The organism is Streptococcus sobrinus DSM 20742 = ATCC 33478, from assembly GCF_000686605.1.
GTDB classification, from domain to species: domain Bacteria; phylum Bacillota; class Bacilli; order Lactobacillales; family Streptococcaceae; genus Streptococcus; species Streptococcus sobrinus.
This window is the reverse complement of record NZ_JMLC01000011.1, coordinates 40109-61404: the sequence shown is the minus strand read 5'-3', so window position 1 is coordinate 61404 and position 21296 is coordinate 40109. Positions and strand designations below refer to the sequence as shown.

The following is a 21296-nucleotide window of genomic DNA, read 5'->3' as shown; positions in this document are numbered from 1 at the left end:
ATGGTAATAATACCCAGAGTTGAAATTAACTGGTCTGGAATGTATTCATCCAGCATGCCCTGGAGATAGTAAGAACCAACAATATCAATCAGGGTTACCATCAGACTGGCTAAAACAATGTAAGTCAAGAGGGCCTTCTGCCTTAAAATAATAGGGAAGAAGCTCATGAGACCATTTTTTTCGTCTTTCTTGGGCTTATAGTTAGGGGTGGGCGCTAGAAAGATAGCCAGACCTGTCCACTCTTCCTGAAAATCTCGCTTAGACATGCGGGTGACCTTGACGGTAGGATCTGGGTCCCCAATAATCAGGCTATCACCGGCATTGGCATAGACGACATAATAGTGCTGGAGACGCTTATTCTTAACCACATGGACAATAAAAGGGTATGTTAAATCCGTATAGTCAAACAAAGTCATATCAGCCTTGATCGAGCGGGTTTCAAAGCCAATGGCCTTGGCAGCTTCTACTAAACCAAGAGCTGTCGTTCCCTGCTTGTCAGTCTTTGAAAGCTCTCGCAATCTAGCCAGAGAATAGTCCGAACCATAGTGCTTGGCTACTGAAGCCAGGGCTGCCGGACCGCAGTCTCTGGTATCCACTTGGGTCACTAGCTTATAGCGACCACCGAAGGACACCCGACCAGAAGCAGAGCCATTTGAAGCCGATGCCCCTCGTCGCATCACCCGCTTGATCACTTCAATCAGAATATTGACCAAAATCACCAAGCCTACTATGGCGGCAATATACAATGATTGTTTCATAAAATCCTTTCTATGAAATTAGAGAAAGCTAAAGAGTGCTTGTCAGAAAGATACCCCGACACCATAACGGAGTCGGGGTAAACAAGAGGGACTAAAAAAATTAAAATTTTTCCTTTCAGAAGGTGATAAACCTGTGCATGACAGCGTCGAGTTTCTCTCGATTATAGTATTTAGAGTTTCCCTTGAAATAATATTTTAAAGTAACTAAAATTGAGGGCATGCTTTATCACTCAATTTTTACTAATGCTTTTCCACCTAGCAATGCCTACCAGTAGGATTACTGTTATCGTAATAAATGCTATAAGTGCTACTATTATTGCCAATAATCCAGAAATAATATTAATTCTGTAGAGCATCCGTATAATTGACAGTATCGTAAGTGTAATCAACAATACAAATTCTAATTTAAACCAAGAATTATCTACTACTCGAGAAAAAGTGGAGAGTAGGACTAAAGTAATACCAATCAAAAGTAGATTGGAAAATATTACTTCTCCCTGATTGAACGGCCGAATTAGTAATAAGTTAACTACAATATTCAAAGACGACCAAAAAACAAAAGCCCATTTTCTTGTCATTATGCCAATACCTCGAATGAATGAAAATTCTTAGGTTCTTTATTCGCCGTAAGTTGCTGCTCCATATCCTATCATTCCACCTGCAACCGCAGAAGTAAGTAAATAAGCGGCACAAACTCCCCAGCCAACTGGATTACTAGCAGCCACCAAGAAGCCAGCAGTTGCGGCACCGTATGTAGCCACACCTGCAAGAATAGAGTCCACACCTTTTCCAGCTTCTACATTTGAGAGCAGTTGATCGTCCACTACTTCAAATTATCAAACGCCATTGTATCCAATGTTGCTGTGTTCATAAAAAATTCTCCTTATTCTAAGTTACTAGAGGTATCAGCAAGCACCTCTGGCAACAAATTTATTTTACGACACTTATCCTATCACTTGAATTTTTCTTAATCAAGGTCTTCTGGCACTTTTCATTAGAGTATTAATGCTCCATAAAAATAATATAAAATTTCTGATAATTCTCTTTATTCCCCTAAGAGCTCCCAAATCCTTGTTTCCCCTTGCCTTTTGAGAAGGCCAATTTCTGTTTTCTCTCTTCTTAAAATTGACAGGAAAATTTCCAGCTCCTTGCTTTTTCTCGCCTCGGTAACTATAGCAGCAATATATAATGCTTATTTTATAAAATCCTTTCTATTGGAGTTGGAAAAGGAAAAGACACTTGTCAGAAAAAGACCCCGACACCAAAATGGAGGCAGGGGACGTATTGGGGGACAAGTTTACGTGCTTGATCCTTAATTACCTGTTAACTTTTTTAAAACAGATAAACATTTGCAAGCATTAATGAAACGAAAAAAGCAACTGATAGAATCTTTGATATAGGCCACAAAAGAAAAGTTACTGCAATTGTACTGAATGTCCCTGCGATTACAGTAGCAATTCTTTCATTAACACTCCTTTTTTTCATAAGATAATTGTAATCCCCTTATTCCGCAGCGTAAGCAAATTCAGCAGCTAACGAAAGTCCTTCGGATCCGATAAGCAACCAGCCTGCTGATGTTGCTCCAGCAAGTAACGCTTCTAAAACAAAGCGTGGCGTTTCAGTCTAGGAAAATATCATAATAATTCTGTAATTCGACTATTAGCTGAGGCAACGTAAGCCATATTCTTGCCACTAATGTAAATAAATAACAATACAGACACATGCTACAAGAAATAAAAAAGAGAAAATAAATGAAATAATTATATTTTTACTGTAATAGGAGGCTAATGCTAAGGCACAAAGGATAAGCATCACATAAAATGCAAACATAAAATATCATCACCTGTTCTATATATCCAAATTTGGCTTCAATCACCCAATGATTTTACATATTAGCCTCGACTGAATTTAGGCTTATATATAAACTTTAATATTAATTTAAGCTAGCAAATTAAGGTATAGATTTTACCAGAATCCACCATCTCCCCATCCGGCTTTAGCACCAGTATACATTCCTGCTAATCCACCCACAATTTCCATTCCAGCAGCTATTTCTGGTCCCACTTCGGGAATTGTTGCTACGAATTTTGCTGGTCTATACATGGCTGTAACTCCTGTACCAAATCCTACGATTCCACCGGCGACTGCCCCTACAAATCCAGCTCCGTCCATATCGGCAAGATATTCCCTATCCACTACTTCAAAATTATCAAACGCCATTGTATCCAATGTTGCTGTATTCATAATAGAAAGTCTCCTTATTTCTAAGTTACCAGAGGTATCAGCAAGCACCTCTGGCAACAAATTTATTTTACGACACTTATCCTATCACTTGAATTTTTCTTAATCAAGGTCTTCTGGCACTTTTCATTAGAGTATTAATGCTCCATAAAAATAATATAAAATTTCTGATAATTCTCTTTATTCCCCTAAGAGCTCCCAAATCCTTGTTTCCCCTTGCCTTTTGAGAAGGCCAATTTCTGTTTTCTCTCTTCTTAAAATTGACAGGAAAATTTCCAGCTCCTTGCTTTTTCTCGCCTCGGTAACTATAGCGGCAATATACAATGCTTGTTTCATATATTTTATCAAAATTGATGTTTTTAGAGGTGCCCTTATGTTCAGGAACCCTTTTTTCTGTTGCATTCGGCGAAGGTTGTAAAAACGGAAACATAGAAACCTCCTTCTAAGCAATTGGCAACAACTCTATTCCTAAATTGCATGCGCCTACGTTATAGTTCTTATTCTCTCCACCTTCAACGCCACTGCAAAAAATATTACTAAAGATAAAGAATTCTAAGTATTATTAAAAAAGACCCTCTCCTAAAGAAGAAGGTCTAGATTGAAATATCATGCTAATTTTGTTTATTCTTAAAGCGCCATTCAAAACGAAGCTCATCGTAGAATGGGTAGACTAAATTCAAAACACCATAGCCAAGGATAAAACTTGCAATAACGTCCGTTGGGTAATGAACACCAAGATAAATCCGTGACAGGCCAATGAGGAAAATAGCCAAGCCCAGTAAAAACTCTACTAGATAACGAACAGACTTTCGACTAATCCGCTGATGGGCAATGATAATCATACTGCCAACAATCAACATCAGTACGAGAGAGTGGGCACTAGGAAAGGAATAGCCTGTTTCTGTCACCAAATGTCGAATGGACGGACGAGGACGCTGGTAGAGATTCTTCAAGCTAAGTACTAGAAGCACATCAATTAACCCCATTAAAGCCAATAGACCTGCTTCTATATACCATTTTCTACCAAGAAAAAAACCGACAACCACTACGAATAAAACCAATAGGGTTGATGAATGGGTGATGGTTCTAAAGAAGGCTGTCCAAAAGCTTGGTAAATCACCGCGGACTGATGACTGAATAAAGCGATCAAAGCCCTGAAGCATTCTCGGATCAAACTTAACAATATAGCCTAAAATAACGAAAATCAAGGCCGCAAAGCTAGCCCGAATAAAATATTTTTGTCGATTATGCATAGTGGTATTATAACACAGCTGCTACATTTTGGCGATAAGCGGTCTGATTGCCAGATAGAGTAGATAGAAACTTACTGCAAAAATGGCCCCTTCAATTAGGTTGAAAGGGAGAACCATGGCAAAAAGATAGTTCGCTAAGCCCAAAATAGCCTTAATATCAAAATTGGCAAATTTAGCATAGAGAGGCACCGCATAGACATAATTCAGAATAATCATTGCGACGGTAAAAGTTAGAGTGCCCAGGCTAGACCCGATGATATAGGACTTGAGCGTTTGCTTTTTCTTCCATCCCAAACCCAGAGCTAGGATAAATAGGCTCAAGGCGATATAGTTCATGGGAAGTCCAATTAGGGTGCCCACACCGCCATTATTTAAAATAAGTTTTAAGAGTGTCCGAAGGGTTAAAACCGCAAAAGCACTCTTGAGGTCAAAAATCAGTAAGGCAACCAAAGCAGGTAGAATTGAAAATTCAAACTGCAAAAAGTTAGCACTTGGAATTAGTGGAAACTGAACATACATCAGCAGAAAAGATACTGCTGAGAGGCTGGCAATATAAACCAGCTGACGCGTGTTAGTCGTTGATGTAGACATAAAAAATCCTCCAATTTTTTTCAAATTGAAGGAGGCTAAGTATTTTTAGGACAAAACTTTCTAAGTAAGCTGACTGAATCACCTTCGCCAGAAATCTTTTGCAACACCAAAAAACTTGTCTCCTCCCTTCCAGACTATACTGTCGGTTGTGGATTTTCACCACATCAACCCCGTAGGGTTCGCGGACTTCTGCCTCTCGTGAAGCTGTTACCGCCGGTCGGGAATTTCACCCTGCCCTGAAGACGCTCTAAGAGTAACAAAAATAGCTGTAAAAAGCAAGAGTAAAGTTTTCGATAAATCGGCAAAATTTAACAATACAGGAATGGAAGGGAGGAAAAATGTAAAATGCTCTTGACATTTAAAGTAAAGTCAGCTATACTTATATTGTAAAGTTGACTTAACGTATTTCGGGAGAACTATTGCTTATGAAAAATCGCATTCAAGAATTAAGGAAGGCTCAGAAATTGAGCCAAGCTGAACTGGGAACCCAACTTGGGGTTACCCGCCAAACCATCATTTCTTTGGAGAAAGGTCGCTATACGGCCTCTCTAGAATTAGCTTTCAAAATTGCCCGTTTTTTTGGCCTGACCATCGAAGAAATCTTTATTTATGAGGAGGAAAGTCATGTTTAAATCACTAGCCAAGAATGCTCAAAACCAGGCAGAATTTAAAAAATCGCTAACCAGATATATCACACCGCTAATAGGCTTCACTGCGGTTTATCTAACAACCATTTCGTCTTCAGATTATAGCGACTGGCTCATGCTCTTATTAACGATCCTAGAAATTGCGACCGCTACTATTTCCATTTACGGCTCAGCCTTGCTCGCCAATCCAAAATCCTTAAGTCGCTACTACGAGAAATTTCACTAATTTTAGTAAGGAGATTATCATGTTAAAATATTTATTAAATCCAAATTCTAAAATGTCTAGGAAGGCTTACAAGGCTTATTTAGTCATCTATAGCATTAGCTTTATTGTTGTTGGGATAATTATCTTCTTGACTTCCTCTGCAACGGTGAGAGATAAATATTTTGGCTATGGTTTAGGTACAGGGCTAGTCATCGGTGCCTTACTAGTCTTATTCCGAACCCTAAATGAAAGACAATTTGAAAAACAATATTTAAATGCCTTTGATGAGCGGCATCAGTATATCGACACATTATGTTTTAGAATTATCTATGGTCTAGAATTACTTTTTCTTATTCTTATATTCCTTATCAATCTCTATAACCCCCTCCATCTTCATTTTGAGAGGGTCCTAATCTGGTCTTTAATTTTTCTCTCCTACGGATTCTTTATTATCCGTGCCATTCTTCGCAAATTGGTTTAAGGATTAGGGACATTATTTTCATAAACTTAAGTATTAGGTTAAGTTCGATTCTTTTGCGACTGACTAAGAAAAATGATGTATCTTGCTGATAGTGATTGATAGTTTTGATATTAATTCAGTATAAACTTAATAGGCTACAAAAGCCCTAGTCATACAAAAAATCTCAAGTCGAAAGAGCGACTTGAGATTTTTTATGGCTTATTTTAATTTATCATGCTCATAGGTGTGGACTAGGTCAAGATTGGCGAAATTTTGTTGCCGCAGGGCCTCATAAACTATCATGCAGACGGTATTGGAAAGATTGAGGCTGCGAACGTGCTGGTCGTTCATGGGAATCCGAATAGTTTTTTGAGCATGCTCTCGCATAAAGGCCTCAGGCAACCCTTTATCCTCACGGCCAAAAATGAAATAATGGTTTTTGTCATCAGCGTAATTGACATCGGAATAAGTTTCTTGCGCAAACTTGGAGACCAGATGCAGTTGCCCTTGGCATTTCCCCAAAAATTCTTCTAGGCTATCATAGAAACTAATATCCAGCTTATCCCAATAATCAAGGCCCGCCCGTTTCATCTTGCGGTCATCAATGGGAAACCCCATGGGCTTGATGATGTGCAGGGGACTATTAGTAGCCGCGCAAGTTCTGGCAATATTCCCTGTATTAGCTGGAATTTGGGGCTGAAAGAGTACCACATGATTGCGACCTTTGGTTTCATGATATTTCTCTTGGATGAAGGGTTGAACGACCATACTTACCTCACAAATAATAATCAAAGAAAATCGAAAACAGGAAGGCACAAAGACCTCAGCCACCAAAGAGACAGCAGTTTAACGGAACCGCTATAATGGCTACTGTAGCAAATTCAAATGTAAAAAGGGAATTTGCTTTTTCGTTAACTTTTTTGATTTTCAAAGAGTATAAAAATAACCACACTGCTCGGAGTCAAGCTCAGCAAACAGCATGGTTGGTGGTGGCTCATTAACTTAAATCATAACAGGTTTGATTTAAATCAACGAATTCCTATAGTCAGTATAGCACTCCCTTGCCAGATGTCAACACTTACGCAGTAAAAATTTTAAAGAAAATTGGGACTTCCACACGATTCTCTGAAGGCCCTACTTTACAGTCTTAAAACTTGTTCATTTCAATCTTATTTCAAGTGCTATTATTTTAAAAAAAGGGGTGCTTTTTCTGCAAAAAAAGAGTAAGATATTTTATTAGCCTAGGCTTTTTGGGCTAATTTTTTAAATTATCTAGAACCATCTCTAAAATCTGGTTTCGTCCAAGGTAATTAGGAAAATTGTGACAGATTCACTGAGTTTCAGCCTTAGTCCCTAGAGTAAAAAGACTTGGTTCGCATACTATAACATTTTAAGGAAAGATAATGAAAGTTATTGTCGTTGGTGGAGGCAAGGTCGGTACCGCCCTTTGCCGGTCGTTGGTTGAAGAAAAGCATGATGTAACCTTGATTGAAGAGAAGGAAGAAGTCTTGGGTCGCGTCAGCAGACGTCTTGACATCATGGGAATTGTCGGCAATGGTGCCAACTATAAAATTCTGGAGCAGGCTGATGTGCAGCACTGTGATATTTTTGTAGCCATCTCCGATCAAGATGAGGTCAATATGATATCGGCCGTTCTGGCTAAAAAAATGGGGGCTAAGGAAACCATCGTTCGGGTCCGTAATCCAGAATACTCCAATGCCTATTTCAAGGATAATAATTTCTTGGGCTTCTCCATGGTAGTCAATCCAGAACTCTTAGCGGCTCGCTACATAGCTAATAGCGTTGACTTTCCAGGCGCCTTGTCGGTTGAACACTTTGTTAACGGTCGTATTATGTTGATGGAATTTAAAATCAGCGAGAATAGCCGGCTCTGCGACCTCTCTCTTGAACAATTTCGACGAAAATTTGGCAACATCTTGGTCTGTGCAATCAAGCGGGCAGGTCAGGTTATCATCCCAGATGGTGATGATATCTTGTTAAAGGGAGATAAAATCTACGTAACAGGCGATCGAATCGAGATGATCCTCTTTCATAATTTTGTCAAAAATAAGGTCATCAAAAATATGATGATTATTGGAGCAGGACGGATTACCTATTATCTACTCAACCTCCTGCGCAACACCAAAATTAAGCTCAAGGTTATTGAAATTACTGAAAAGCGTAGTCAGTACTTTAGTCAAGAATTTCCAGAAATTCCCATTGTTTTGGGAGATGGAACTGCAAAAAACATCTTGGTGGAGGAAGGGGTTGAAAACTATGATGCCGTCGCTACCTTGACAGGAGTCGATGAAGAAAATATCATCTCTTCCATGTTCCTTGATACCTTGGGAATTGAAAAAAATATCACCAAGGTCAATCGGACTAGCCTTCTGGAAATCATTGATACCGATGACTTTTCCAGTATTATTACACCAAAGTCCATCGCCGTCGATAGCATGATGCATTTCATCCGCGGTCGCGTGAATGCTCAGGAATCTTCAACACTGGATGCTGTCCACCACATTGCCAACGGCAAGATTGAAACCCTTCAGTTTGAAATTCGGGAAAAGAACAAAATCGCAGGAAAACAACTGGCTGATGTGCAACTCAAGAAGGGAGTGCTGGTAGCAGCTATTATTCGCAAGGGCAAGCCGCTTTTCCCAACTGGTCAAGACACCTATGAGGTCGGTGATAAAATTGTTGTTGTGACCCTACTGACTAACATCGCAGATATCTACGATCTTTTGAAATGAGGTGGCATAAATGAATCGTTCTATGGTTCGCTACCTCTTAGCGAAATTACTTCTGATTGAAGCTGGTCTGTTGGCTGTGCCTCTATTTGTTGCTTTAATCTACCATGAATATTGGCGGGTCTTTGCCAGTTTACTAGCAACCATGGGGATTCTTACCTTTCTGGGCCTTGCGGGTTCGATTTTCAAACCCAAGAACTATCGGATTTACACCAAGGAAGGGATGTTGATTGTTGCCCTCTGTTGGATTCTCTGGTCCTTTTTCGGGGCTCTCCCCTTCGTCTTTTCCGGTCAAATTCCCAGTCTGATTGATGCCTTCTTTGAAGTCAGCTCAGGCTTTACAACAACTGGAGCCACTATCCTTCCTGATTTAGCGGTTCTCTCCCATGCCTTGCTTTTCTGGCGGAGCTTCACTCACTTAATCGGTGGGATGGGAGTGTTGGTTTTTGCCTTGGCCATTATGGAAAATTCTAAAAATGCTCACCTGGAAGTCATGCGGGCGGAAGTTCCCGGCCCTGTCTTTGGTAAGGTAGTCTCTAAACTCAAGGATACTGCTCAAATCCTCTATATCATTTACTTAGTTATGTTCGCCATTTTTGCAGCCATTCTCTGGGTTTGCGGTATGCCCTTCTTCGATAGCCTGGTAACAGCTATGGGAGGAGCAGGTACTGGTGGCTTCGCAGTTTATAACGACAGTATCGCCCATTACCATAGCAGCCTGATTACAATAGTCGTTTCAGTTGGGACATTAATTTTCGGAGTGAATTTTAACCTCTATTATTTCCTTTTGATTCGGAAATTAAAGGTTTTCTTTGGCGATGAAGAATTGCGAACCTATCTGAGTATTGTCGCTGCAGCGACCGGTTTAATCTTCCTAAACATTCTTCACCTCTATGGTTCTTGGTCTCAAAGTCTGCAGTATTCCTTCTTTGAAGTATCAACAATTATAACAACAACAGGATTTGGGATTACTGATTTAACGAAGTGGCCACTCTTTTCACAGACTGTTCTTCTAATCTTGATGATTATCGGGGGATCCGCTGGCTCTACCGCAGGGGGCTTCAAGGTTATGCGCTCACTGATTGTTAGTAAGATTACCAAAAATCAGATTCTAAAAACACTCTACCCCAATCGGGTCATGTCCCTCCATGTTAATCACAGGCCACTAGACAAGGCTACTCAGCACGGTATTCTCAAGTATTTGGCTGTCTATGCTATGATTTTCCTAGGACTGATTTTAGTCATCAGTTTAGATAACAATAACTTTATGATTGTGGTCAGCGCTGTCGCCTCCACCTTCAATAATATTGGACCCCTGCTAGGAACAGCAGATACCTTTGCTATTTTCAGCCCTTGGGCAAAATTCCTCATGTCTCTAGCCATGATTGCTGGACGTCTGGAAATCTATCCCGTTCTTCTCCTCTTCATTCCAAAAACTTGGTCAAAATATTAAAAATCAAAGAGAGTGGGCAAAAAGGCTATTGAAACTGTAATTTTTGTCTCCCCCTCTTTTTCTTATCTGATACTCAATGAAAACAAAAAGAGGGGCACAGAGAACTGCGATGATAGTTCTTGTAGCAAGTTTCAGAGACAAAGTTAGGGACTTGCTTTATCCCTTCTATACTTTCTTAGATAGTGCGGACACAAGAACTTAAGAAAGTATCGCAAATGCTGATTTTGATTTGATAGAGTCTAAATGAGTATAAACTGTTTTGAGACTATAATCTAAAAGAACTAGCAACCGTCAAGCTGCTAGTTCTTTTTATATATCTGTCAGAGGAGTTGCTTCATCCGGCGAAGTGTCCAAAACTTTGAAGTCATGGCCAACGCCAAAATCAGCTTGTGTCAAATTTGATTCCATGGTCATATGAGCCAGCTCTTTAATATTGTTTTCCTTACTGAGATGCCCCAGATAAATCTTCTTGGTGCGGTTGCCAATTGTGCGAATCATGGTTTCAGAGCCATCTTCATTAGACAGATGCCCCTTATCAGACAGGATCCTTTGTTTAAGGCTCCATGGATAGGCTCCTGAACGCAGAATTTCAATATCATGGTTGGACTCAATCAGGTAGCCGTCCGCATTTTCAATCAATCCAGCCATCCGATCACTGACATAGCCTGTATCCGTCAGCATGACAAAGCTCTTATCGTCCTTCATAAAGCGGTAGAATTGAGGGTCAATGGCATCGTGGCTGACGCCGAAGCTCTCAATATCAATGTCCCCGAGGGTCATGACCTTACCTCGCTCAAATGTGTGCTTTTGCTCGGGGTCAACCTTACCAATCATATTGTGGGCATCCATGGTCTGCCAGGTCTTTTCGTTGGCATAGATGGGCATGCCGTACTTACGGGCCAAGACCCCGACACCGTGGATATGGTCCTTGTGCTCATGGGTGACCAAAATAGCATCCAAATCTTCTGGCTTGCGGTCAATTTCAGCAAGGAGACTGGTAATCTTCTTACCTGAGAGTCCTGCATCAATCAGGAGCTTCTTCTTGGGCGTTTCCAAGTAAAAGGAGTTCCCTGAGGAGCCCGAAGCTAAAATACTGTATTTAAAACCTTGATTAGTCATCGACGGACTCATCTTCCTCCCATTCATCATCAAAATCATCAGGCTCCTTGTCATAAGGAAGCACAATGGTAAAGGTTGAACCCTTACCGTACTCGCTCTTGGCCCAGATAAAGCCCTGATGTTGCTTAATAATTTCCTTAGCAATGGCCAAGCCCAGACCAGTTCCACCTTGGGCCCGACTGCGGGCCTTATCAACACGGTAGAAGCGGTCAAAAATCAGAGGCAGGTCCTTCTTAGGAATCCCCAGTCCTTGGTCAGAAATGGAAATAATCAACTGAGTCTCTGTGGTTGTCATTGAAACGGTAATTTGACCACCGTCTGGTGAATATTTAATGGCATTGTTGAGAATGTTATCCAGCACCTGGGTCATCTTGTCGGTATCAATTTCAACCCAGATGGGATTCAAGGGATAGTTGCGAACAATTTCATAGTCCTTGTCGGAATCCTGCTGACTCTTAATCTGGTCAAAACGATTCAGGATAACCGTAATAAAGGCCGTAAAATTGGTCATTTCGACCTCAATATGGCTGGTATCATTGTCAATCCGCGATAATTGCAGGAGGTCAGAAATCATCCGCATCATGCGATTGGTCTCATCTAGGGACACCTGAATAAAGCTCGGTGCCACCTCTTCATTGAGGGCACCTTCATTGAGGGCCTCTAGGTAGGACTTGACCGAGGTCAGCGGCGTGCGCAACTCATGACTGACGGTCGAGACGAAGAGACGGCGTTCTCGCTCTTCCTTTTCCTGTTCGGTCGTATCGTGAAGAACGGCAACCAGACCAGAAATAAAACCACTCTCCCGACGGTTGAGGGCAAAATTGACCCGCAAGGTGATAAATTCATCGTATTCATTGCGACGATAGAGGGTCACCTCGGGGGTCTGGGTAATCAAGTCACGATAATCATAGTCATCTGAGTCAATCAAATCCATGATGTTCATCTCAAGCGCTTCTTCTCGGGTTAGATTGAGCTGCTTGCGGGCCGTATCATTGATCATGGTAATTTTTCCAACCCGATTGGTCGCTAAAACCCCATCACTCATATAGGACAGGACGGAAGCTAGGCGATTGCGCTCTTGTGAAAGATTTTCATGGGTCAAATGCAAAACATCTGACAGGTCATTCAAGTTGGTCCCCAGCTCAATCAATTCAGAATCCCCTTTTAAGTGAAGATCCTCCGTGTAATCACCAGCAATCAGGCTGGTTACCTTTTGGCTAATAGCACGAACGGTCTTAGCATTGCGGTACTCCCGCACTGCTTGATAAATAAAATAAAGGGCAACTAGGGCCAAAAGAATGAGCAGGGCTAATTCAAAGGTATTGAGATTTTCAACAACAGGATTATTATTCATAAGACTTCATATAATAACCAACGCCACGACGGGTTAAAATATATTCTGGTCGGCTTGGAGTATCCTCAATTTTCTCACGGAGACGTCTGATAGTAACATCGACTGTTCTGACATCACCAAAGTAGTCATAACCCCAAACAGTTTCCAGTAGGTGCTCGCGGGTCATTACTTGACCGATATGAGTAGCCAGATGATGGAGGAGTTCAAATTCACGATGGGTCAATTCCAACTCTTCCCCGCGTTTTTTGGCAACAAAAGCATCAGGAATAATCTGTAAGTCTCCAATAGTTAATTCGCTATCCGAGGCATCGTTTTCTTCAGCAACAGCTGTCTCGATGTTTTCAGTTCGGCGCAGGTGAGCCTTGATTCGAGCCAAAAGTTCACGATTAGAGAAAGGCTTGGTGACATAGTCATCAGCACCAATTTCCAAACCAATAACCTTATCGAACTCACTGTCCTTGGCAGACAGCATAATGATTGGCACATGGCTGCTCTTGCGAATTTCTTTAGCGACTTCTAAGCCTTCCAATTCTGGCAACATCCAGTCCAAGATGATCAAATCTGGATTTTCATCGTCAAACCGTTTCAAAGCTTCCTTACCATCAAAGGCAGTCACTACTTCATAACCTTCTTTAATTAAATTAAACTTGATAATATCTGAAATCGGCTTTTCATCGTCGACAACAAGAATCTTTTTCATCATTCTTACCTCATTATTTCCTATCTAATTGATACTTTTCCCTTTATTATAACAAAAGTCACGAAATAATAGAAATACTTAGGGTTTACAAGTCTATTTCAAGTCTGTATAAATTTTCTGAAAACATTGACAGAAGTTTTTGCTTGTGGTAAAATCTATACCACGTTAGGTTTTCTGACATCAGAAAAATTAATTCCGCTAACGTCTTTGTCAAGGGAGGACTCTATGGCACTTATTGAATACAAAAATGTCGAGAAATACTACGGTGACTATCACGCCCTTCGTCATATCAATCTTGAAATTGAAAAAGGTCAAGTGGTTGTTCTCCTAGGCCCTTCAGGCTCTGGGAAATCAACCCTTATTCGTACCATGAATGCTTTAGAAAGTATCGAAACTGGCAGCCTCAAGGTTAATGGGCACGAGGTTTCCAACGCTTCCAATAAGGAACTGGTTCAATTGCGCAAGGAAGTCGGCATGGTCTTCCAGCACTTTAACCTCTATCCACATAAAACGGTTCTGGAAAATGTTACCCTAGCTCCTGTTAAAGTTTTGGGTATGGACCAAAAGGAAGCCGAAAAGATCGCTGAAAAATATTTAACCTACGTTAATATGTGGGACCGCAAGGATTCATACCCAGGAATGCTCTCCGGTGGTCAAAAGCAACGGGTTGCAATTGCGCGCGGCTTGGCAATGAATCCTGAGCTTCTGCTCTTTGACGAACCAACTTCCGCTCTAGACCCCGAAACCATTGGGGATGTATTGGCTGTTATGCAAAATCTCGCCAAGGAAGGAATGAACATGGTGGTCGTTACCCACGAAATGGGCTTTGCTCGTAGTGTGGCAGACCGCATCATCTTCATGGCAGAAGGAGAAATTTTAGAAGACACAACTGATGTTGATGGTTTCTTTGATAATCCGAAAGAACCTCGGGCTAAACAATTCCTCTCCAAGATTATCAACCATACCAGCGACAAGGTCTCAGCTGAATAAGAGGTATTAATATATGAAAAAGAATTTCTTCCTTTTAGTGGCTCTGCTACTTGCTTTTGGGGGAAGTTACTTCCTGACCATGGGGGGAACCACTCAAGCGGCAACACAGAGCAAACTACCAGCTCAAGTTCAAAAGATTAAAGATGCCGGCGTTCTAAAGGTTGGAGTCAAACAAGATGTTCCAAACTTTGGTTACTACGATTCTAAAAAAAGTAAATACACTGGCATGGAAGTTGATTTAGCCAAAAAAATTGCCAAAGAACTTGGGGTTAAGGTTCAGTACACGGCCGTAACAGCTCAAACTCGGGAGGCTCTCCTAGACAACGGCCAAACAGATTTGATGATTGCTACCTATACCATCAACGATGAGCGAAAAAACAACTACAGTATTTCTAATCCCTACTACTATGATGAAATCGGATTTTTAGTGAATAAATCTTCTGGGATTAATAGCCCTAAAGCCTTAGATGGCAAGACCATTGGAGTGGCACAAGGGTCAACGACCAAGGCATCTCTAGAGGCCTATGCCAAGGATAACAATATCAAATTCCACTACATGCAGCTGGGGAGTTATCCTGAATTAGCCATAGCTTTGCGGGCCTATCGGATTGATGCATTCTCAGTTGATAAGTCTATTTTATCGGGCTATGTCAGCAAGAATAACAAGATTCTTAAACAAGGTTTTGATACCATGGAATATGGAATTGCCAGCAAAAAGTCTAACAGCCAGGTGACTGAATATGTTAATAGTCTCTTAGCTAAATGGCAAAAAGATGGTAGTTTGCAAAAGCTTTATAAAAAATACAAACTCACACCAGCCAAACCTGCTAATAACTAGAAAGGAGCTAAGTTTATGTTTATTCTAGCAACAGATACAACCAATCCTTACGCCCTTTCACGTTGGGCGGATTACTTTGCCAACTTCGGACAGTTCGCCAAGGGATTCTTTTATACCCTGGGCATGGCTGTTTGTGCTCTGATTGTGGCCCTGCTTTTGGGACTGATTTTTGGAGCCATGTCTTCTTCTCGCAATAAATTAGCCAAGGCCATCGCTCGGGTTTATGTCGAGATTTTCCAGAACACCCCCTTACTGGTTCACTTTGTCTTCGTTTTCTATGGTTTATCCATCTTAACCAATGGTTTGATTAAGGTTCCAGCCTTCTGGACCTCTGTTCTCTGTGTCGGGGTCTATACCGGTGCCTACATGTCAGAAGTTATTCGCTCAGGGATTGAGTCAATTCCCCGTGGACAAACCGAGGCTGCTCTCTCTCAAGGCTTCACCTATCGGGAAACCATGTCTATTATCATCCTGCCACAGGCCGTCAGAATTATCATTCCACCGATGATTAATCAGGTCGTTAACTTGATTAAGAATACCTCTACTGTTGCTATCATCTCTGGAGCTGATATCATGTTTACCGCCAAGGCTTGGGCTTATGATACTACCAACTATGTACCTGCCTTTGCTGGTGCTGCCCTGCTCTACTTTATCATGTGTTTCCCAGTTGCAACTTGGGGCCGTCGAAAAGAAGAAGCTAACAAGAAGACCTATAGCTTATAGAAGGGAGGCAAGCGATGTCAGATTTATTAGCACCTTATAATCTTAGGTTCCTTGCCCAAGGGCTCTGGACAACTATCTATCTTTCCTTTATCATCATTGTTCTCTCGACTATTTTCGGGATGATTTTGGCCGTTATGCGGAACGGAAAGAATCCAATCATCAAACTCATTGCCAGCATCTACATTGAATTTGTCCGCAATGTTCCCAACTTGCTCTGGATTTTTATCGTTTTCTTGGTTTTCCAACTGCAAGCAACTGTAGCTGGTATTACTGCCTTCACCATCTTCACTTCTGCTGCCTTGGCAGAAATCATTCGTGGGGGACTCAATGCCATTGATCAGGGGCAAACTGAGGCTGGTCTAGCACAGGGCTTCACACAATTCCAAGTCCTACGGATTATCATTCTGCCTCAGGCTATCCGCAAGATGCTACCGTCAATCATCTCGCAGTTTGTTACCGTCGTTAAGGATACCAGCTTCCTCTACTCAGTCATTGCCCTTCAAGACCTCTTTGGTAAGAGTCAAATTTTGATGGGAAAATACTTTGAAACTAGTCAAATTTTCACTCTTTACTTTATCGTTGCAGCAGCCTACTTTGTTGTCAACTTTATGATTTCCAGTTACTCCCGCCACCTCTCTAAGAAGTGGGAGCAAGCAGCGGAGTAACGGAGAAAGCTTGACTAAGAGCTTTGCTCTTGTCAAGCTACGCTAGGCACTAGAGTGCCCTAGCTATCTCCCTTACTAACTACGAAAAGGAAGCTGGATCGGTTTCCTTTTCTTCGTATCGTGATGGATAAGATCAGTTAGCTAGTAAAGTAACTGCTGACTAACGGCAAGCACTAGCGTGCTTTGCCTACCCCCATCACTAATTCAAAAGGAACAGTATTGTCGACTGTTCCTTTTTCATGTCGTGTCTTTTTTAAAATCTAAGTGCTAAAGTAGCTGATAAACTACGCTAATCGCTATAACGATCAGCCACCTCCACCGCTAACTCGACCCCAGCAGTATCATCGGCTGCCGGGGTCTTGTGTTATATCAGAAAATTTGTCTAAGATCTTTTGCTCTTGTTAAGCTACGCTAGGTACTAGGGTGCCTTAGCTATCTCCCTTACTAACTCTCCCCTGGCAGTATCAACTACTGTAAGTTTTTTGTAATGACAAAGTAATTTAAGACGACTATCCTCTATCTGAGTGACGTCAGTAATTCTTGATGTTGAGCTGTCAGATCTACCAAGAGAGAAAAAAACGAGCTTGAAATTCCTTCAAACTCGGCTTTCAGATTTATTTTAACTATGGCAGAGCGTATTTCATACGGAGAACCCGCTCCTGTTGCTTGGTCAGCCGCAGCAGGATAACAACCTTATCTACACTCATATTACTTTCTAAGAGCCGCTCAGCAGCCATCATAAGACCATTTTCAATCCCCATTTTAAGGACTGGATTTTCCTTGTCATTGGCATCAAAGAAAAACTTACTGTTAGGTAGGTCAAAGAGAATTTTAACAGCTCCGAAGAGTTGCTCAAAGCTATCAATTGCTACATCATAAACAGGCTTGGTCCCTGGCTTAAGAGTCCGACCACGATGGTTAAACCACATAGCCTGCCAACCACTTGTCTTGGCGCCGACTACATCATTGTCATAGGAATCACCTACGTAAAGCGTGGTAGCTGGATTCATGCCAAACTGCTCAGCAGCCAGATTAAAGATTTCCTTCTCAGGCTTTTGAAAACCAGTTGCCTGACTGACAAGTACGTGACCTGGCTCAATATAATCATAGAGACCCAATTTACGAACCTTCTTGAGTTGGTGCTCGGTTGGACCATTGGTGATAATACCCATAGAGACACCTTTCTCCTTGAGAAATTCCAAAGTCATCCGCATTTCATCCAACATGGTGATATTTTCAAGCTCTTCCTCATAGATTTCTTGAAAATGCCGTCCTGTTGCCTCATCAATTTCGTGATAATCAAATTCTAGCAATGTCTCTTTACATCGCCAAAAGCGGAAATAGTCTGTTGTCCACTCACCAGCCATCACTCGAGGAAAACCAACATCTGAATAATGGCGGAAACGAATGTAGGCTTGGTTGATTCGGCTCATGTCAAAATCGGGAAAGCACTTTTCTACCGCCTGGCGATAGGGTGCCTGTTGATCATAAATAGTATCGTCAACATCAAAAACAATAGAAGTAATCATGATAGACCTTTCGAATTTATTACCCAAAATTATACTATCTTTTACTGGGAAAGACAAACTCTGATAAATCTTTAAAAAGTCAATTCAACTAAAATTTAGCTCCCTTAATAATTTTGTCAAATCCATTTTTAAGGGCTATATTATCAGTCTCTGTAACGGTGTACTTACTGCCACTATTATCTTGGGAGTAAAGAACCTTACCCTTGCCAGTAGAATCAATCACAAAAATATAACGGTGGACTTTATTGTCGCCATACCAGTATTCATAACCATCAACAATGGTTTCATCCCTAGAGAGTTCGCTACCATCTTTCCAATAAACGGGGAGGTCAACCGAAATTTCTTTATAATCCGGTTGGTTCATTTTCTGGCCCCAATAATCTATAAAGTCTGCTAGACTAGCTGCCTTGTCAGAATTCCAGTATTTAGATTTTCTCTCTTGACTATAGACTTCCGAGGAAGAGCTAGATGAATTCTCCGAGTCTTTCCGACTTATTGAAGAACTTGTTGAGCCGCTGGAAGCGCCTGATTTTGAAGAAGAACCGTCCTTTTTTGTGAGCTGTGCCTCCTTGCGAGACTGGGCCAGCTCTTTTTTATCATCTCGCAGCTGCAAGACTAAAATTGTCAAGACCACTAATAAGGTAAAAATTAAGACAGTAATAAGAACTTTACTAGTATTAGAAAGGCCAGCTCTTTTCTTCCTTAAGGCCTTTTTCCTTTGGGCAAAGGCAGCTCGCCTTTCCCGAGTAGTTGGCTTACGGTGATTGATTTCTTCAAACTTCCTAACCCATGCCAATTCTTTAGGACTTAATTTTTTCATCCAAGTCTCGCCTTTCATATTATTATTCCTATTGTAGCATAGTTTAGAGCCAATTGGAGAGAGGTCCAATTAAATGGTCAAACTCAGCTAGAAAAATTCTCCAAACAAACTTTTTAGTCGAACTGTCAAGAATCTTTAATTTTTCTTAGATAAAAGACAAGGCAAGTGGACTCCTGCTTCTGAGCTAGCTATTAACCTAGGGCTCTAGGGCTGACACCACCTATCAACAATCATCATAAATGATGAATCAGATCCGCTTGTTTTCTGTTGACTTTTTGACCAAGATAATAACTAAAAAGGACCTAGCGTCACTAGATCCTCTATTGTAATATTTTTACGACTTCAGCAAGATAGCCATTGTTCAAAGGTTATTTTTTACTAGTCAATCTGCTTAAAGGTCATCTTTTGTTTAACCTGACCCTGACCAGCTTTGGCAATCTGGTAGGTGAAATTACTAGAACTAAAATGCTTTCCAAAGGCTAAGATACTGTTATACTGCCATTGAGAAAGTTGCTTATTTTCAACTTTCCCTAGGGTCAGCTTATTACCATTAGCCTTATATTTCCAACTGGCGTTCTTGCTTTGTGTCTTATAAATTTTTTCAAATTGGTCATCACTCTGAATAGCCTTTAAGACTTCTGATTTGTCCTGGGTGACAATTGCCTTATCACTATTTCCCGAAAAAGCAATATACATAGTCCGGCTGTTATCTTTTCCATCTAGCCTACTCGTATACTGATAGGCATGACCTAGAATCATACTGGCCACATGATGGCTAGCATAATAATAAAAGCTACCACCTGCTACAACACAGGCAAGGAGTACTGCTGCCACAATAGACATTATTTTACGTTTTGTCATGATTTCTCCCTCTCCCTTTTATTGATTACTCATCATAGTCTGTAACAGAGTCAGACGATTCTGTCTGGCTGGAGTCTGAATTTGAATCATCGTAGGAATCATCACGACTACTGCTGCTAGAAGATTTGTCGTCACTCTCTCTACCGCTAGTGCTGCTTGATGAACTGTCTTGCGTCGATTCCTTAGTTTCATTATAGAGTGTTACATTAAAGTCAATTTCTGTCTTATCAACAATAGTAACAGTGATTTGAGCTTTGACAGCATCCGTCAATTCAGACAGTTTACCATCTGCCTCTAATTGTGTATAGATGGCTTTAGCTGTTGCTTTGGCCCCTTCTTTAGTGGAAGCCATACCTTTAACATCAAGCTTTTCTTCACTGTCATAGAGTTCTTTTTCAGTTAATTCATTAACTTGACTGCCTGTATCAGTCGCATGGGTGAGAAAATCAACCTGCTTATCACCGCCCTCACTAATCAACTTGTTGAGTTCATCTTGAACAGCATCTTGATAATCGGCCTCGCTTAGGGTTGTTTCCTGTTTGCCGCCATCTTCTTCAACTGATAAGCTATCATTTATTGAACTACCGGCCTTCTCATCTTGTCTTGGATAGTTGTGTTCAATATGATTATCTTCATAGAAAGAAGTATTGTTAACGATAACAACTGTGTTATTTTCCTGGTAGGTGTAGTTAATGTTAATGGTGGTTTGGGCAACATTGCGACCAGAACCCTTATAGTTATAATCCTTTGGCACCTGACCGTCACGCTTGAGAATCAGGATATCCCCCGCATAAATCAGGTCAACATTCGTGATATGGTTATCGTAGGCTAACTTTTGCACAGAGATTCCCGTTGCCTGGGAAATTCCCCAAAGGGTATCCCCCCATTGAATAACATAGCGTTCCCCATCCAAATGATTGGTATTAATCTTTTGCGAGGCCATATTGTTACTAATTTGTGCTGGCGTACTAGCTACCCAATTAGTAATATCTGCCCGCTGAGCATTTGTTTGATTGTCATAAAAGCTATTAGCAGCCACCTTGGCTTCTAAAGACATTGGCAAAACAAGGGCACCCATCATCAGAGCACACCCCAGAACTTCTTTTTTACGCATTGATAATCCTCCCAAAAATTATCGTTTTTTGCTTTTCATAAATAAGGGAAGTAAGAAAAGTAAATGGTAATAAAAATTAGAAATATTTCAATTTCTTTACTAAATTATACTAAAGTTTCAGAAATATTGTCAAGCTAATTTGCGTGTTTTTAGGGCTCCTCTTAAACCAGTTGCAGCATTTTGTCTAAAAGGGGAGGATGCTCTGATTTTCCTATGTCATATGTC

The 21296-nt window shown here is 41.0% G+C and carries 22 protein-coding genes, 2 pseudogenes and 1 riboswitch; of the genes and pseudogenes, 9 read left to right on the top strand and 15 right to left on the bottom strand.

Annotated elements, in window-relative coordinates; genetic code table 11:
* The 7 genes and pseudogenes from BS63_RS0105315 to BS63_RS0105285 form a co-directional block, all read right to left on the bottom strand.
* A partial coding sequence (locus BS63_RS0105315) for a cysteine peptidase family C39 domain-containing protein (RefSeq protein WP_028798469.1) occupies positions 1-758 on the bottom strand: 758 nt, incomplete at its 3' end.
* A 230-nt stretch (positions 759-988) separates the two neighbouring features.
* Positions 989-1336: a hypothetical protein gene (locus tag BS63_RS0105310; RefSeq protein ID WP_002963382.1), complete on the bottom strand. Its 348-nt coding sequence runs from the start codon at positions 1334-1336 to the stop codon at positions 989-991.
* Between the two features lie 39 nt (positions 1337-1375).
* Positions 1376-1629: pseudogene (locus BS63_RS0105305) on the bottom strand (bacteriocin-type signal sequence).
* Positions 1630-2723: 1094 nt separating this feature from the next.
* Entirely contained in the window at positions 2724-3002 is a 279-nt protein-coding gene (locus BS63_RS0105300; protein ID WP_028798468.1) for a hypothetical protein, read from the bottom strand.
* 177 nt (positions 3003-3179) lie between these two features.
* The gene (locus BS63_RS0105295) at positions 3180-3401 is read right to left on the bottom strand and encodes a hypothetical protein (RefSeq protein WP_019769009.1); all 222 of its coding nucleotides are present in this window, start codon (positions 3399-3401) and stop codon (positions 3180-3182) included.
* 209 nt (positions 3402-3610) lie between these two features.
* Positions 3611-4252 carry a phosphatase PAP2 family protein gene (locus BS63_RS0105290; RefSeq protein ID WP_002961014.1) on the bottom strand — a complete coding sequence of 214 codons (642 nt, stop codon included), beginning with the start codon at positions 4250-4252 and terminating at the stop codon, positions 3611-3613.
* Positions 4253-4273: 21 nt separating this feature from the next.
* Entirely contained in the window at positions 4274-4843 is a 570-nt protein-coding gene (locus BS63_RS0105285; protein WP_002961012.1) for an ECF transporter S component, read from the bottom strand.
* Positions 4844-4956: 113 nt separating this feature from the next.
* Positions 4957-5091, bottom strand: a riboswitch (FMN riboswitch).
* 177 nt (positions 5092-5268) lie between these two features.
* Between BS63_RS0105285 and BS63_RS0105280 the strand changes: the two genes are divergently transcribed.
* The 3 genes and pseudogenes from BS63_RS0105280 to BS63_RS0105270 form a co-directional block, all read left to right on the top strand.
* Positions 5269-5475 carry a helix-turn-helix transcriptional regulator gene (locus BS63_RS0105280; RefSeq protein WP_002961010.1) on the top strand — a complete coding sequence of 69 codons (207 nt, stop codon included), beginning with the start codon at positions 5269-5271 and terminating at the stop codon, positions 5473-5475.
* Complete coding sequence (locus tag BS63_RS0105275) at positions 5468-5716, top strand: hypothetical protein (protein WP_002961008.1); 249 nt, start codon at positions 5468-5470, stop codon at positions 5714-5716. The genes BS63_RS0105280 and BS63_RS0105275 overlap by 8 nt, the downstream gene beginning before the upstream one ends.
* 19 nt (positions 5717-5735) lie before the next feature.
* Positions 5736-6110: pseudogene (locus BS63_RS0105270) on the top strand (hypothetical protein); the annotation flags it as partial.
* 264 nt (positions 6111-6374) lie between these two features.
* Here the strand turns inward: BS63_RS0105270 and BS63_RS0105265 are convergent.
* The gene (locus BS63_RS0105265; RefSeq protein WP_002961004.1) at positions 6375-6923 is read right to left on the bottom strand and encodes a tRNA (cytidine(34)-2'-O)-methyltransferase; all 549 of its coding nucleotides are present in this window, start codon (positions 6921-6923) and stop codon (positions 6375-6377) included.
* Between the two features lie 635 nt (positions 6924-7558).
* Here BS63_RS0105265 and trkA point away from each other — a divergent pair.
* On the top strand, positions 7559-8908 hold the full coding sequence (gene trkA / locus BS63_RS0105260) for a Trk system potassium transporter TrkA (protein WP_002961003.1): 1350 nt from the start codon (positions 7559-7561) through the stop codon (positions 8906-8908).
* Between the two features lie 10 nt (positions 8909-8918).
* Positions 8919-10358 carry a TrkH family potassium uptake protein gene (locus tag BS63_RS0105255; RefSeq protein ID WP_002961001.1) on the top strand — a complete coding sequence of 480 codons (1440 nt, stop codon included), beginning with the start codon at positions 8919-8921 and terminating at the stop codon, positions 10356-10358.
* Positions 10359-10667: 309 nt separating this feature from the next.
* Here the strand turns inward: BS63_RS0105255 and BS63_RS0105250 are convergent, their stop codons facing one another.
* The 3 genes from BS63_RS0105250 to yycF are packed head-to-tail and all read right to left on the bottom strand — an operon-like array spanning position 10668 to position 13531.
* Positions 10668-11477, bottom strand: coding sequence for an MBL fold metallo-hydrolase (locus tag BS63_RS0105250; protein WP_002960999.1), 810 nt, complete (start codon positions 11475-11477; stop codon positions 10668-10670).
* Positions 11470-12831 carry a cell wall metabolism sensor histidine kinase VicK gene (gene vicK / locus BS63_RS0105245; RefSeq protein WP_002960997.1) on the bottom strand — a complete coding sequence of 454 codons (1362 nt, stop codon included), beginning with the start codon at positions 12829-12831 and terminating at the stop codon, positions 11470-11472. The genes BS63_RS0105250 and vicK overlap by 8 nt, the downstream gene beginning before the upstream one ends.
* Positions 12824-13531 carry a response regulator YycF gene (yycF, locus tag BS63_RS0105240; protein ID WP_002960995.1) on the bottom strand — a complete coding sequence of 236 codons (708 nt, stop codon included), beginning with the start codon at positions 13529-13531 and terminating at the stop codon, positions 12824-12826. The genes vicK and yycF overlap by 8 nt, the downstream gene beginning before the upstream one ends.
* A gap of 225 nt (positions 13532-13756) precedes the next feature.
* On the opposite strand from yycF, the gene BS63_RS0105235 reads away from it, so the two are divergent.
* Genes BS63_RS0105235 through BS63_RS0105220 form a run of 4 tightly spaced genes read left to right on the top strand, consistent with a single transcriptional unit; the run spans position 13757 to position 16747 of the window.
* Positions 13757-14521: an amino acid ABC transporter ATP-binding protein gene (locus BS63_RS0105235; protein ID WP_002960993.1), complete on the top strand. Its 765-nt coding sequence runs from the start codon at positions 13757-13759 to the stop codon at positions 14519-14521.
* 13 nt (positions 14522-14534) lie between these two features.
* Positions 14535-15359: a transporter substrate-binding domain-containing protein gene (locus BS63_RS0105230; RefSeq protein WP_002960992.1), complete on the top strand. Its 825-nt coding sequence runs from the start codon at positions 14535-14537 to the stop codon at positions 15357-15359.
* 15 nt (positions 15360-15374) lie between these two features.
* On the top strand, positions 15375-16082 hold the full coding sequence (locus tag BS63_RS0105225) for an amino acid ABC transporter permease (protein WP_002960990.1): 708 nt from the start codon (positions 15375-15377) through the stop codon (positions 16080-16082).
* A 14-nt stretch (positions 16083-16096) separates the two neighbouring features.
* Positions 16097-16747, top strand: coding sequence for an amino acid ABC transporter permease (locus BS63_RS0105220; RefSeq protein WP_002960988.1), 651 nt, complete (start codon positions 16097-16099; stop codon positions 16745-16747).
* A 623-nt stretch (positions 16748-17370) separates the two neighbouring features.
* Here the strand turns inward: BS63_RS0105220 and BS63_RS0105215 are convergent.
* The 4 genes from BS63_RS0105215 to BS63_RS0105200 all read right to left on the bottom strand — a co-directional run bounded on the left by BS63_RS0105215 (position 17371) and on the right by BS63_RS0105200 (position 21071).
* The gene (locus tag BS63_RS0105215; RefSeq protein WP_002960986.1) at positions 17371-18276 is read right to left on the bottom strand and encodes an HAD family hydrolase; all 906 of its coding nucleotides are present in this window, start codon (positions 18274-18276) and stop codon (positions 17371-17373) included.
* Between the two features lie 88 nt (positions 18277-18364).
* Positions 18365-19114, bottom strand: a complete 750-nt coding sequence (locus tag BS63_RS0105210; RefSeq protein ID WP_028798467.1) for a DUF4767 domain-containing protein — start codon at positions 19112-19114, stop codon at positions 18365-18367.
* 360 nt (positions 19115-19474) lie between these two features.
* Complete coding sequence (locus BS63_RS0105205; protein ID WP_019777038.1) at positions 19475-19939, bottom strand: hypothetical protein; 465 nt, start codon at positions 19937-19939, stop codon at positions 19475-19477.
* A gap of 43 nt (positions 19940-19982) precedes the next feature.
* Positions 19983-21071 (bottom strand): LysM peptidoglycan-binding domain-containing protein, encoded by a 1089-nt coding sequence (locus BS63_RS0105200; RefSeq protein WP_002960980.1) that lies wholly within the window; start codon positions 21069-21071, stop codon positions 19983-19985.
* Positions 21072-21296 lie beyond the last annotated feature (225 nt).

What these genes read in the sequence shown, in the direction of transcription:
- BS63_RS0105220 (WP_002960988.1), top strand. Translation starts at nt 16,097, where the DNA reads ATGTCAGATTTATTAGCACCTTATAATCTTAGGTTCCTTGCCCAAGGG.
- BS63_RS0105205 (WP_019777038.1), bottom strand. Translation starts at nt 19,939, where the DNA reads ATGTCTATTGTGGCAGCAGTACTCCTTGCCTGTGTTGTAGCAGGTGGT.
- BS63_RS0105235 (WP_002960993.1), top strand. Translation starts at nt 13,757, where the DNA reads ATGGCACTTATTGAATACAAAAATGTCGAGAAATACTACGGTGACTAT.
- BS63_RS0105255 (WP_002961001.1), top strand. Translation starts at nt 8,919, where the DNA reads ATGAATCGTTCTATGGTTCGCTACCTCTTAGCGAAATTACTTCTGATT.
- BS63_RS0105200 (WP_002960980.1), bottom strand. Translation starts at nt 21,071, where the DNA reads ATGCGTAAAAAAGAAGTTCTGGGGTGTGCTCTGATGATGGGTGCCCTT.
- BS63_RS0105215 (WP_002960986.1), bottom strand. Translation starts at nt 18,276, where the DNA reads ATGATTACTTCTATTGTTTTTGATGTTGACGATACTATTTATGATCAA.
- trkA (WP_002961003.1), top strand. Translation starts at nt 7,559, where the DNA reads ATGAAAGTTATTGTCGTTGGTGGAGGCAAGGTCGGTACCGCCCTTTGC.
- BS63_RS0105295 (WP_019769009.1), bottom strand. Translation starts at nt 3,401, where the DNA reads ATGCAACAGAAAAAAGGGTTCCTGAACATAAGGGCACCTCTAAAAACA.
- BS63_RS0105250 (WP_002960999.1), bottom strand. Translation starts at nt 11,477, where the DNA reads ATGACTAATCAAGGTTTTAAATACAGTATTTTAGCTTCGGGCTCCTCA.
- vicK (WP_002960997.1), bottom strand. Translation starts at nt 12,831, where the DNA reads ATGAATAATAATCCTGTTGTTGAAAATCTCAATACCTTTGAATTAGCC.
- BS63_RS0105225 (WP_002960990.1), top strand. Translation starts at nt 15,375, where the DNA reads ATGTTTATTCTAGCAACAGATACAACCAATCCTTACGCCCTTTCACGT.
- BS63_RS0105285 (WP_002961012.1), bottom strand. Translation starts at nt 4,843, where the DNA reads ATGTCTACATCAACGACTAACACGCGTCAGCTGGTTTATATTGCCAGC.
- BS63_RS0105290 (WP_002961014.1), bottom strand. Translation starts at nt 4,252, where the DNA reads ATGCATAATCGACAAAAATATTTTATTCGGGCTAGCTTTGCGGCCTTG.
- BS63_RS0105300 (WP_028798468.1), bottom strand. Translation starts at nt 3,002, where the DNA reads ATGAATACAGCAACATTGGATACAATGGCGTTTGATAATTTTGAAGTA.
- BS63_RS0105275 (WP_002961008.1), top strand. Translation starts at nt 5,468, where the DNA reads ATGTTTAAATCACTAGCCAAGAATGCTCAAAACCAGGCAGAATTTAAA.
- BS63_RS0105280 (WP_002961010.1), top strand. Translation starts at nt 5,269, where the DNA reads ATGAAAAATCGCATTCAAGAATTAAGGAAGGCTCAGAAATTGAGCCAA.
- BS63_RS0105310 (WP_002963382.1), bottom strand. Translation starts at nt 1,336, where the DNA reads ATGACAAGAAAATGGGCTTTTGTTTTTTGGTCGTCTTTGAATATTGTA.
- BS63_RS0105210 (WP_028798467.1), bottom strand. Translation starts at nt 19,114, where the DNA reads ATGAAAGGCGAGACTTGGATGAAAAAATTAAGTCCTAAAGAATTGGCA.
- BS63_RS0105230 (WP_002960992.1), top strand. Translation starts at nt 14,535, where the DNA reads ATGAAAAAGAATTTCTTCCTTTTAGTGGCTCTGCTACTTGCTTTTGGG.
- yycF (WP_002960995.1), bottom strand. Translation starts at nt 13,531, where the DNA reads ATGAAAAAGATTCTTGTTGTCGACGATGAAAAGCCGATTTCAGATATT.
- BS63_RS0105265 (WP_002961004.1), bottom strand. Translation starts at nt 6,923, where the DNA reads ATGGTCGTTCAACCCTTCATCCAAGAGAAATATCATGAAACCAAAGGT.